The sequence below is a fragment of the Bacteroides sp. AM16-13 genome (assembly GCF_003602705.1).
Lineage (GTDB): Bacteria > Bacteroidota > Bacteroidia > Bacteroidales > Bacteroidaceae > Bacteroides > Bacteroides xylanisolvens.
In genome coordinates, this window is record NZ_QTLK01000005.1 from 1 (window position 1) to 12144 (window position 12144).

Below are 12144 nucleotides of genomic sequence, written 5' to 3' on the forward strand. Positions count from 1 at the left end.
TTTACGTAGGGCGTTGCCCTACGCTATATAATTAAGCCCTTTCAGGGCACCCCGCAAAATTATCATTTAGTTCATTTCAGTACAGTTTTACTCCAATTCAACTACTGATTCGTATAAACCTGTGTTTGAATACTATAATATATCTGTTCCGTCCTTCTATCAGCACACCGGCGTCAGCCCCATCTTCTTAGCCCGCTCCAGCATGAAAGCATGAGCAGCCTCATATTCGTTCGGAATCACTCCATCCAAGATAGCATCCTTTATAGCACTCTTCAAAACACCGACTTCACGACAAGGTTCCAAACCGAAAATCTCCATAATTTCTTCTCCGCTCACGGGCGGTTGGAAGTTACGGACACGGTCTTTCTCCTCCAAATCCTTCAGCTTTTGTCGAACCAACTGGAAGTTATTCAGGAAACGCTGCTTACGTTCCATATTCTTGGAAGTAATATCCGCTTCACAGAGCATCATCAAGTCGTCAATATCATCACCCGCTTCAAAAAGCAGACGGCGTACAGCCGAGTCTGTCACCACATCATCCGCGATAACAATCGGACGCATGTGCAGGCTAACCAGCTTCTGCACGTACTTCATCTTCTCATTCATCGGCAACTTCATCTTGCGGAAGATATTCGGAATCATCTTTTCACCGATAAAATTATGGTTATGGAACGTCCATCCCGCTTTCGGTTCCCAACGTTTCGTGACAGGCTTGGCAATGTCATGCAGCAAAGCAGCCCAGCGTAACCAAAGGTTATCAGTCTTCTTGCTGATATTATCCAGCACTTCCAATGTATGATAAAAATTATCCTTATGCGAACGTCCGTTCCGTGTTTCCACTCCCTGCAAGGCAGCAAATTCCGGAAAAATCAACGGCAGCAAACCGCTACGTTCCAAATCAATAAAACCTTTTGAGGGAATCGGAGAAAGAATAATCTTATTCAGTTCGTCCGCAATACGTTCACGGGAGATGATTTCAATCCGTTCCTTATTCCGGCAAAGCGATTCGAAAGTATCATCGTCAATGTAAAAGCCCAGTTGCGTAGCAAAACGGATGCAACGCATCATGCGCAAAGGATCATCGCTGAAAGTGATATCCGGGTCAAGCGGAGTGCGGATTGTCTTTTCCTTCATATCCTCCATGCCTCCGAACGGGTCTACCAGTTCGCCGAAACGTGCCTTATTGAGACATACGGCAAGAGCATTGATCGTGAAATCACGACGGTTCTGATCGTCTTCCAGCGTACCGTCTTCAACAATCGGTTTGCGCGAATCCCGTTGATAAGACTCCTTACGCGCACCTACAAACTCTACTTCCGTACCTCTGTATTTTACTTGTGCTGTCCCGAAATTCTTGAAAACAGAGACATGAGCACCACGTCCCAACCGTTTTCCAAGAGCTTCTGCCATTGCAATTCCACTTCCTACAACTACTACATCTATATCTTTAGAGGGACGTTGCAGAAAAATATCACGAACGTAGCCACCTACCACATAACACTCCATGCCGAGCGCATCGGCCGTTTCGGCTATCTGTCCGAAGATGGGTTCGCTAAAATGCTGCTTCAATTCCTCTTGAGTCAACTCTATCATTCTTTTTAGTTATAAGTTTTGAGGGGACAAAATTACAAAAATAAGGGATATATTTGTATTTTTGCCGCTAATAAAGTGAATGAAGAACAGAACGATGAACAGTGAATGACAAACGGACACTGCTTATTCATGTAAATAATAAAACTAGTAAATAGAATTTGTGATGAAAAAACTGATTATCCTCTTTTGTGGTACGCTGGCATTAGCTGCCTGCGGAAATGGCCTTGAGAAAAAAGCCAATGAAAAACTGATGGTTGCCAAGGCTGCCTACGAACGTGGCGACTATGAAGAAGCTAAGTTGCAAATTGACAGTATCAAGATTTTGTATCCCAAAGCGTTCGAAGCACGTAAGGCGGGACAGGCACTGATGCTTGATGTTGAAACAAAGACACAGCAAAAAACGCTTGCTTATCTGGATAGCGCCTTTCAGGCAAAAACGAAAGAATTCAACGCCATCAAAGACAAATTCACACTAGAAAAAGATGCCGAATATCAACAAGTAGGCAACTACCTCTGGCCTACACAAACCATTGAGAAAAACATGCACCGTTCGTACCTCCGCTTCCAAGTGAACGAGCAAGGCATCATGAGTATGACCTCTATCTATTGCGGTGCCGGCAATATCCACCACAACAAAGTGAAAGTGATTGCTCCTGACGGCAGTTTTGCCGAGACTCCAAGCTCCAAAGACAGCTACGAAACGACCGATATGAACGAGAAAATAGAAAAAGCTGATTACAAACTGGGAGAAGACGGTAATGTAATCGAATTCCTACATCTCAATAAAGACAAAAATATCCGTGTGGAATATATGGGCGACCGTACCTATAAAACAACGATGAGTCCCACCGACCGACTAGCCGCAGCCAATGTTTATGAATTAGCGCAAATCCTCTCTGCAATGGAACAGATTAAAAAAGAACAAGAGGAAGCTAACCTGAAAATCGGATTTATCAATAAGAAAAAAGAACGGAAAGCACAGGAGGAAATTACCGATTAATAAAAAGGAAACTCCATTTGGCAAAAAGAAAACGATCTGTGCGGAAATGAGATAAATGATTTTTTTATTTTTAGACATAAGAACAAAAGAACATAAAGGCTGCGCTTTGAAAATTATTTTTGTTGCTTATTGAACTGCTATTTTATTTTTTGTTCTTTTGTTCTTCTGTCTGAATTATATTCCCATTTAACTAAAAACCGTCAAAAGAGAAGCTATTTAGCAGAAAAAACCATCGGTCAACAATAAAACTGACGGGAATAGTTGTTATTTTTCATAAACGACAACTATTCCCGTCAAATGTATAATAAGCCTCTTTATTCTCTGCGCGGAAGAAAAGGCGTTTCCTGGTATGGAGAAAAGGCGTAGTCTGCCATCATAAAACGGCGTAGCCTGGTAAGCAAAAACGGCGTATCCTCCACATCCTTATTTTACCCTTCTATTCAATTGATTATTAGCCTTTTCCCGTTTTGATTTTCCAACCCGTTTTCCGGTTGTCTTCTTTTTACCGGCTGCGGACTTTGTCTTTCCGACGAAAGGATTGTTATTTTTTTTGATTGGCATAGACAACACTTATATAAACAGTACTTATATCTGATTCTTGTTCTCTTATTCTCCTTCGTAATATTCGCCCAAAAACCAGCGAGCCACAAAATCCCAGTTTTCCTGCAATAGTTCCTTTCCATTCTCAAATGGGAACTGTGCTTCTGGCAACAGCTCATGTTCCATTCCATATTTCAACAAATCAAACGGGCACAAACCTTCTTCACAAAACAGTTCGTATGCTTCCTCTTCTGCCAGTTCAGCATTGTAAAGCGGGTTGCGTTTGTCCGCAAAATATGGGGCCACATCAGGACCGATCAACAGACCTTTCGGATTGGCGAAAACCACGAAGTTATCAAATTCTCTTAAATCAGGCAATAGAGAATCTTCTTCATCCTCCCACTTCAATGATTGCACAAAGAAAAATTTCAGCGCATCGTAAGAGTCAAAGTACAAAAGCGGTTCACCTTTACTTGCTTCAAGGAAACGCTCAACGTTGGCAGGCATTTTTTCTCCCGGCAAAGCTATCGGCAGAGGCATTCGCTTCTTTTGCATCAATTCCGTTTCCAGCAGCCAGTCCGTCGCAAGGTAATCACTGATAGGAGCCAATTCGAACGCAGCATCCAAACGGTTGTATAATGCATCTGCAAACTCCAGCAAATCTGCATCCATCGGGTTCTCCACTCCGTCAAAATCATCACCAACCGGTGAATTGATTGCCCACAAAAGGAAAACAACATCTTCACGGTTGATTTCGTCCGGCAGATATTCGTCCGTCAACGTGTAGAAAGGCAGGTAACGTCCGTAGTTTTCCTGATGCCAGTGGATAAATTGACGCCAGTTTCCTCCGTCTGCCACACAATCTTCCAAGTATAAGGCACACGTCAGAGCCACTTGCTTCTGGTCTTCTTCCATCTCTTTCCCACCATATATATACGATTCGGCCACCAATGGCAATAGCTGATTAGCAAAATCCAGATACCATTTATCCGTATTCACTACCTTTGCACGACCGTGAGCGTCCAGCCATGCCTGCATATAAATTTTCTGTTGCTGCATACTACAAACGTTTCAAAGCCAGTTTGATAACCTTTTCTACCGGAGCATCCGGTTCTTCCTTCAAGATAGCCAACACCACCTTCTGTGAAGGCGCGGCAGCAAAACCGAGCATTGTCAATGCAGACACCGCCTCTTCCTGCACTTCCGCATTGGCAGGTTGCAGCAACAGACCTGCGGAAGCACCTCCGCCGGCAGACCCACTCATCGTTTTTATCTTATCTTTCAGGTCAACAATCACCCGTTGTGCAGTCTTCAGCCCGATACCTTTCACCGTTTTCAGCATATTCGCATTTTCGGTGCTGATTACGTTCACCAGTTCGGCAGGTGAGAGCGCCGAGAGAATCATACGTGCCGTGTTCCCCCCGATTCCGGAGACAGAAATCAATAATAGAAAAATCTCCCGCTCCTGCTTCTCGGCAAATCCGTAAAGCACATACGCGTCTTCCCGAATCGCCTCGTGAATATATAGCTTACAGTTTTTCTTTCCCTGAATAGCCGAATAGGTATTCAAGGATATATTGGCGGCATATCCCACCCCGTTACAGTCAATCACTGCGGTTGCCGGACTTAGTTCGGCAAGTTCGCCTCTAATATATTCTATCATAACAGGGACAAAGATAAAACAATTTCACCACAGAGGACACAGAGGCCACAGAGTTTTTTCGATGCAGCACATCACACCCTGATTTGCTTTCATGCGGACCGGTATTGCCTGCTAGTGAAAAAAAATAAAATATTAAAGCAAATGAACCAAAGTTAGTAGTAAATTGTTTACTTTTGCAAGCAAAAGAAAGAAATTTGTTCATTAAAACCAAGAAAAGAATGAAAAAAGTAAGAGCTGCCATCGTTGGTTATGGTAACATCGGACATTATGTACTGGAAGCGCTTCAGGCGGCACCTGATTTCGAAATAGCCGGAGTCATTCGTCGTGCAGGAGCAGAGAACAAACCGGAAGAGTTGGCAAACTATGCAGTAGTAAAGGACATAAAAGAGTTGGGGGATGTAGACGTAGCTATTCTTTGCACGCCAACCCGCAGCGTTGAGAAATATGCAAAAGAATATCTGGCAATGGGGATTAATACGGTAGACAGTTTCGATATCCACACTGGTATCGTAGACTTACGCCGCACACTGGATGCTGCCGCCAAAGAACATAAAGCCGTATCGATCATCTCTGCCGGATGGGATCCGGGAAGCGACTCCATCGTGCGCACCATGCTCGAAGCGATTGCTCCGAAAGGAATCACTTACACCAACTTCGGTCCGGGTATGAGCATGGGACACACAGTAGCCGTAAAAGCTATCGACGGGGTGAAAGCCGCTCTTTCCATGACTATTCCTACTGGCACGGGAATCCACCGCCGCATGGTATACATCGAACTGAAAGACGGATATAAATTTGAAGAAGTAGCTGCTGCCATCAAAGCAGACCCTTACTTCGTGAATGATGAAACACACGTGAAACTCGTTCCGAGCGTAGACGCTCTATTGGATATGGGTCATGGTGTAAATCTCACTCGCAAAGGTGTATCCGGCAAAACACAAAATCAGTTGTTCGAATTTAATATGCGCATCAACAACCCCGCACTGACAGCACAAGTGCTAGTATGTGTGGCACGTGCTTCGATGAAGCAACAACCGGGATGTTACACAATGGTAGAAATTCCTGTTATCGACCTTCTCCCCGGCGACCGTGAAGAATGGATCGGACATTTGGTATAATATATTTTATACATAAAATAAAAATTAAATAGAGAAAGGCGATATACCTTTCTCTATTTTTTTTATCTTTGTGAACATACTACAAAAAACACAATTATGAGAAAACTATTCATTCTCTGCGCATTTCTATTGCAATACCTGCTGTTGCCTGCCTACCCACAACAAGCCACAACAGCCACCATAGAGCCCAATCTGAAATATGGAAAACCTTCCAAAGAAGAACTGTCTCTCACCTCTTATGCCCCGGACACTACCGCCACGGCCATTTATCTATTCCATCAGGGACAAAGTGACTTCATCTACCACGACGGTTTCCAGCTGACTACCGAGCATTGGGTACGCATCAAAATTCTAAAACCGCAGGGAGTGTCATACGCCGATGTTTCCGTTCCTTACTACTCTCCTACCGATAAAGATGAAGGACAGGAAAGAGCCAGTGACATAGAAGGCTGCTCCTACAACATGGAAAATGGAAAATGTATCAAAACACCCATGAAGCGGGAATCCATTTCTTTCGAGCGAATCAACAACCTGTATAAAATGCTAAAATTCTCTCTGCCTGCCGTCAAAGAGGGGACTGTCATCGAATATCACTACAAACTCTACTCCGACTATTTTTCACATATCGACAACTGGATGATGCAGGAGGAACTTCCTATGCTCTACAACCAATACAAAATCACAATCCCTCATGTATTCGTCTACAACATCGAACTCCGGGGAAAGGATTACATACAAGTGAAGCAAAGAGACTCCTCCATTCATGCCACGGAACGTGACGGGTCCGGTGCAGGGGGAGTCAGCAAAGACTTCACCGTTTCGGCACAGGAAACCACCTTTATCTCACGCAACCTTCCGGCTATCCGACAGGACGAATCCTATTGCTGGTGCCCGGAAGACTATAAAGTACAAGTCAGTTTCGACCTGCAAGGAACCCAATTCACACCCAATGAATACAAGCCATACAGCCAGAAATGGGAAGATGTAGATCACCAACTGCTAAAACCGGAAAATACACAGTTCGGCAAATATCTCTCGCTCACCAACCCTTTCCGTCCCGAAACCAAACAAGCCTACAACAGCGAAATGAATTTCGAGGAGAAAATCATCTGCGCCTTCCAGGTACTCAAAAAGAAAATGGCCTGGAACGGACGGTATCAGCTCTACAGTAAAGAACTCGAAAAGGTTATCAAGAAAGGAAGCGGCAGTAATGCCGACCTCAATTTTATCCTTATCAGCATCCTGAAAGACTTCGGACTGGAAGCCTATCCGGTGGCTATGAGCCGGCGTTCATCAGGCATACTGCCCTACAACTTTCCTTCCCTTCAGAAACTGAATACATTCATTGTCGCCGTCTACGACATAACCAAACAGAAATATGTATTTTTAGACAGCTCCATGGCTGTACCCGCCCTCAATATATTGCCACTCGACTTAGCTGTAAACAAAGCACGCATACTTTCCCTCAAAGAGAAAGAAGATAAGAAATGGGTGAACGTGATGGCTCTTTCCGACAATAAAAGTTTTATGAAGATTGATGCCCGAATAGAGGGAAACCAAGTGAAAGGACATCGCAGCACGGTTCTTTACGGGCAGGAAGCCATCGAATATCAGACGAATGAGAAGCATAAGCAAGACAGTCTCGTTTCGAATCCTAAAAACAATGTCAGCCAGAAAGAGAAACTCACTTTCACCAACCTGAAAGTGAAAAAACAAGAAAATGACTACGCACTGATAGAAGAAGAGTTCGACTTCGTCTTGCAAGCCGACCGGACGGACGATCACCTTTATATTAATCCGATGCTCTTTCCGCAATTGAAAAATAATCCGTTTATCCAGACGGAACGGGTACTTCCCATCGAATTCCCCTATCCGTACAAGTTCACGATGCTGTCTACGCTGACTCTTCCCGATGGCTACGAAGTGGAGGAGCTGCCTCAATCACAAACCATCCGGTCAGAAGGAGACGGATTACAATGTAAATATATGATCCAGAAACAGGGAAATACAATCCTGCTCAATTATGTATTCCACCTGAAAGGATACATATTCCTTTCCGAACAATACAAACAGCTACAGGAACTCTGGACCAAAGTGATCGAAAAAAATAATGCACTAATCGTACTCAAGAAAATATAAACTCTACCTGTTAATAGAATGATTCGTTCCAATCACTCCATCCTAAAGCAAATAATACGTCGGGCATTCAGCCTGTCCGGTGTCCTTATTTGCCTAAGTCTGCACACACAGACAGTGCGTGCACAGGATATTCTCAAGGATGCCAATTCCATTATCGTGGAAGCACGCACAGAGGTTCTCTGCAAATCCATGACTCAATCCATAGAAAAAGAGAGCCTGACAATCACTGTTCTCAACCATAAGGGACTGGATGCAGCACATTTCTTCTGCGGGTGTGACATGTTCCGTTCTTTGCAGAAATTTTCCGGAGAGATCATCAATGCCGGCGGACAAAGTGTACGCAAGATAAAGAAAGGCGAACTTCAGAAAAGTGAATATAGTTCTTCGCTTAGCACGGACGATTATTTCTATTATTACGAATGTAATTATCCGACATTCCCTTTCACAGTGAAATACGAATGGGAGGTGAAGTGCAATAACGGATTGATCGGCTATTCCACCTTTATACCGCAGGCATACCCCAACCAAGGGGTGGAGAAAGCAACTTACCGGATCGAGCTGCCTGCAGGACAAGGATGCAGATACCGTGAGCTGAACACGCAAGGAAAAAAAATCCAAGTAAAAGAATCTACCGGAGCCGACGGGCAGCAAGTGATTGAAGCCACCGCCTCCAAACTCTCTCCCATCGTCAAAGAACCTTTCGGGCCGGATTTCGCAGAACTGCTTCCACGTGTCTATTTTGCGCCTTCCGCCTTCAAGTACGACAAGTCGGAGGGCGATATGAGCAGTTGGCAAAAGTACGGAGAGTGGCAATACCGATTGCTCGACGGGCGCGACCTGCTCACCGAACCTTTCCGCGCCAAGCTGCACGAACTGACAGCCAACTGCGCCACCGACCGGGACAAGGTGAAAGCCATTTATGATTATCTGGCAAAAACCACCCGCTACGTCAGCATCCAACTGGGTATCGGAGGTTTACAGCCTATTGCTGCTGCCGATGTCTGCCGCACGGGATTCGGCGACTGTAAGGGATTATCCAATTACACCCGTGCCATGCTGAAAGAATTGGGGATTGCTTCTACTTATACAATTATCAGTACCACCAACGAACGTTTGTTACCGGATTTCTCCAGTGCCAACCAAATGAATCACGTCATCCTGCAAGTTCCGCTTCCACAAGACACGCTTTGGCTGGAATGTACCAATCCGTCGCTTCCATTCGGTTATGTTCACCAGGATATTGCCGGACACGATGCTTTACTAATTGAACCGGACGGTGGCAAAATGCGCCGCCTGCCCACTTATCCCGACTCGCTGAACACGCAGCACATCGCTGCCGACATCACTCTCTCCCCCACAGCGGAAGCACGGATAGAAGTGAACGAAGTCTCCCGGATCTTCCAATACGAAAATGAAGCAGGCATCGTCTATCTGGAACCTAACAAACAGAAAGACCGCATCCGCTCGGGCATCCACTTGTCTCAAGCCGATATCCGAAATCTGCAAATCAGCGAATGTAAGGAGGCAAATCCATCCATCACTTTCCGCTACACTGCCACCAGCAATCAATACGGTCATAAGACGGGAAACCGCTTGTTTATCCCCGCCAATGTGTTCCGAAAAGAATTTAGTGTTCCTCCTCTGACGAAGCGCACTTATCCTATTCATATCGACTACGGCTACACAGATACAGACAGTATCCGCATCCAACTGCCGGAAGGCTATGTGATTGAAGGACTTCCGAAACCACTTGACGTGAAAAGCAAGTTTGGCAGTTTTCATTCCGACATTCAGGTGAAAGATAAGAAAATATGCATCGTTCACCGATTGTTCATGTCTAAAGGGGTTTACAGTCCGGATGAATATGCGGCATTTCTTGATTTCCGCAAGCAAGTAGCCGGGCAATACAGTGGAAAAATCATTCTAAAAAAAGAATAAGGGGAGGGAAACGCTTTACGGAAAATAAAGTATCTTTGCGACTCAATATTTTTTGTGACTTAACAATTCAAAAAAGGAACATTGAAGAACAAACGATACAATAATATAGAAGAATGGGCAAATACCCTTAGCCATGGAATAGGTATTCTGCTTGGAATCGTGGCCGGATATTTATTATTGGAAAAGGCTTCCGAAAATATAGAGCCGCAGTGGGCAGTTGCTTGTGTATCTGTCTACTTGGCGGGGATGCTTTCTTCTTATATCAGTTCTACGTGGTATCACGGCAGCCGTCCGGGAAAGCTGAAAGAGCTGCTCCGTAAATTCGATCATGGAGCTATCTATTTGCACATTGCCGGAACCTACACTCCTTTTACCCTGCTTGTTCTGCGGCATGCCGGCGGATGGGGATGGGGAATTTTCGCTTTCGTCTGGCTGTCGGCTATCGCCGGTTTCATTCTTAGCTTCAAAAAACTGAAAGAACATAGCAATCTCGAAACGGCTTGTTACGTAGGGATGGGCGCCTGTATATTGGTAGCCATGAAACCTTTGTTAGATCATCTGGGAGAACTGGGAGCCACTACCGCTTTCTGGTGGCTGATTGGCGGAGGAGTTTCGTATATCGTGGGAGCTGTTTTTTATTCGTTGCGCAAACCATATATGCATGCCACTTTCCACTTGTTTTGTCTGGGAGGCAGCATCGGGCATATCATTGCCATCTGGCTGATTTTATAAGGAATAGTAGGGACAAAAAAAAGGCTATCTATCCCAGACAGCCAATCTTTGTTAACCTTAAATCTAATACTATGAAAAACACAGTACAAAGATACGGACTTTTCGGTTATCTCCAAATTTTCGGGGCAAAGCAGCCTAACTTATAACACGGTTTAATAAAAAGCAGAGGTTCGTTAACGTTTAACGCAATAAAGTTAAAAATTAACGAATCGTTTATTAACTATTTAAATGATTGAATGATCGGACCAAGTAAAAATTGTTGTTGGCGAGTTCCCTGCTAAAAGATAGTGACGCTATCCGATACAAATAGCGACGCTATATGACAATGATACCGTCACTATCCCAAGCATATACCGTCACTATCTTTTCTACGTCAATCGGAGGGCTTACATCCACTTATAGCATATACCAACAATGATTGTTGCCTGATCCGAATTATCTCTAAAGCCTCTCTCTAAAGTTGAAACAAACAAACAGATTCGCCAATTCGTTATATATAAAAGAGTAATTTAAAACAATTATAAAGCATAAATTTATGGACTGGGAAAATCATCTTATAAAGCACCTGCAATGGTCGAACTCCATTATCAACCGGGAAGCCAAAGAACACGTAGCCCGTGAAATTGCCGCCACGGCAAAAGACGGAGATGTGATAGGAGCCGGCTCCGGCTCTACAGTCTATCTAACTCTGTTCGAACTGGCGCGACGGATTCGTGAAGAGCACTTGCATATTGAAGTGATTCCCGCCTCTCAAGAAATCTCGATGACTTGCATACAGCTAGGCATCCCACAAACTACCCTCTGGAACAAGCGCCCCGACTGGACATTTGACGGAGCGGACGAAGTAGACCCACAGCGAAACTTGATTAAAGGACGTGGCGGAGCTATGTTCAAAGAAAAACTGCTCATTAGAAGCAGCCGCAAAACATTCATCATCATCGACCCCAGCAAGCGCGTCAATCAGTTGGGAAATAAATTTCCCATTCCGGTAGAGGTCTTTCCGGACTCACTAACTTATGTAGAGCATGAGCTGCAACGACTGGGTGCATCAGAAATCGTCCTGCGTCCAGCCCACGGCAAAGACGGGCCTGTCTTTACAGAAAACGGAAATTTCATCCTCGACACTCGTTTTAACTATATTGATTCTTCGCTCGAAGAACAACTCAAAACCATTACCGGTGTCATAGAGAGCGGCCTTTTCATAGGTTATGATGTCGAAGTTATCATGGCAGAGTAAAACAACGTAAACTGGAAAATCGCATTTTGTAGAGATATGAATTTATTTACCACAGAAGCCCCAGAGGTGAATCTTGTTCATGCCTGTACGGTTTTGATTCTTTTCATTTATATACCGCTATGCACTGTTTCAGCCTATTCTAACAAGGGTATATTCTCACTGCAATGAGAAAAAGTTCTCATTA

The 12144-nt window shown here is 44.4% G+C and carries 9 protein-coding genes; 6 read left to right on the top strand and 3 right to left on the bottom strand.

The features are described 5' to 3' along the window. Nucleotides 1–159: 159 nt before the first annotated feature. Nucleotides 160–1593, bottom strand: a complete 1434-nt coding sequence (locus DW173_RS04845) for a CCA tRNA nucleotidyltransferase (RefSeq protein ID WP_118218452.1) — start codon at nucleotides 1591–1593, stop codon at nucleotides 160–162. A gap of 163 nt (nucleotides 1594–1756) precedes the next feature. On the opposite strand from DW173_RS04845, the gene DW173_RS04850 reads away from it, so the two are divergent. Beyond that, nucleotides 1757–2593: a hypothetical protein gene (locus DW173_RS04850; protein ID WP_008024733.1), complete on the top strand. Its 837-nt coding sequence runs from the start codon at nucleotides 1757–1759 to the stop codon at nucleotides 2591–2593. Nucleotides 2594–3199: 606 nt separating this feature from the next. Here DW173_RS04850 and DW173_RS04855 read toward each other — a convergent pair. Together DW173_RS04855 and ruvA are read right to left on the bottom strand one after the other, a co-directional pair. Continuing rightward, complete coding sequence (locus DW173_RS04855; RefSeq protein WP_120143929.1) at nucleotides 3200–4192, bottom strand: DUF3843 family protein; 993 nt, start codon at nucleotides 4190–4192, stop codon at nucleotides 3200–3202. Between the two features lies 1 nt (nucleotide 4193). Next, complete coding sequence (gene ruvA, locus DW173_RS04860) at nucleotides 4194–4796, bottom strand: Holliday junction branch migration protein RuvA (RefSeq protein WP_004314150.1); 603 nt, start codon at nucleotides 4794–4796, stop codon at nucleotides 4194–4196. A gap of 218 nt (nucleotides 4797–5014) precedes the next feature. Here ruvA and DW173_RS04865 point away from each other — a divergent pair, with 218 nt between their 5' ends. From DW173_RS04865 to rpiA, 5 genes are all read left to right on the top strand, one after another. Beyond that, nucleotides 5015–5914 (top strand): diaminopimelate dehydrogenase, encoded by a 900-nt coding sequence (locus DW173_RS04865; RefSeq protein WP_117809246.1) that lies wholly within the window; start codon nucleotides 5015–5017, stop codon nucleotides 5912–5914. A 96-nt stretch (nucleotides 5915–6010) separates the two neighbouring features. Next, nucleotides 6011–8053, top strand: a complete 2043-nt coding sequence (locus DW173_RS04870) for a DUF3857 domain-containing protein (protein WP_120143931.1) — start codon at nucleotides 6011–6013, stop codon at nucleotides 8051–8053. Nucleotides 8054–8071: 18 nt separating this feature from the next. Further along, nucleotides 8072–9991 carry a transglutaminase domain-containing protein gene (locus DW173_RS04875; RefSeq protein ID WP_120143933.1) on the top strand — a complete coding sequence of 640 codons (1920 nt, stop codon included), beginning with the start codon at nucleotides 8072–8074 and terminating at the stop codon, nucleotides 9989–9991. A gap of 81 nt (nucleotides 9992–10072) precedes the next feature. Then, complete coding sequence (trhA, locus tag DW173_RS04880) at nucleotides 10073–10723, top strand: PAQR family membrane homeostasis protein TrhA (protein ID WP_118196008.1); 651 nt, start codon at nucleotides 10073–10075, stop codon at nucleotides 10721–10723. Between the two features lie 535 nt (nucleotides 10724–11258). Next, the gene (gene rpiA, locus DW173_RS04885; protein ID WP_120143935.1) at nucleotides 11259–11960 is read left to right on the top strand and encodes a ribose 5-phosphate isomerase A; all 702 of its coding nucleotides are present in this window, start codon (nucleotides 11259–11261) and stop codon (nucleotides 11958–11960) included. Nucleotides 11961–12144 lie beyond the last annotated feature (184 nt).

Coding starts and splice junctions, on each gene's coding strand:
- DW173_RS04845 (WP_118218452.1), bottom strand. CDS start 1,593: ATGATAGAGTTGACTCAAGAGGAATTGAAGCAGCATTTTAGCGAACCC.
- DW173_RS04850 (WP_008024733.1), top strand. CDS start 1,757: ATGAAAAAACTGATTATCCTCTTTTGTGGTACGCTGGCATTAGCTGCC.
- DW173_RS04855 (WP_120143929.1), bottom strand. CDS start 4,192: ATGCAGCAACAGAAAATTTATATGCAGGCATGGCTGGACGCTCACGGT.
- ruvA (WP_004314150.1), bottom strand. CDS start 4,796: ATGATAGAATATATTAGAGGCGAACTTGCCGAACTAAGTCCGGCAACC.
- DW173_RS04865 (WP_117809246.1), top strand. CDS start 5,015: ATGAAAAAAGTAAGAGCTGCCATCGTTGGTTATGGTAACATCGGACAT.
- DW173_RS04870 (WP_120143931.1), top strand. CDS start 6,011: ATGAGAAAACTATTCATTCTCTGCGCATTTCTATTGCAATACCTGCTG.
- DW173_RS04875 (WP_120143933.1), top strand. CDS start 8,072: ATGATTCGTTCCAATCACTCCATCCTAAAGCAAATAATACGTCGGGCA.
- rpiA (WP_120143935.1), top strand. CDS start 11,259: ATGGACTGGGAAAATCATCTTATAAAGCACCTGCAATGGTCGAACTCC.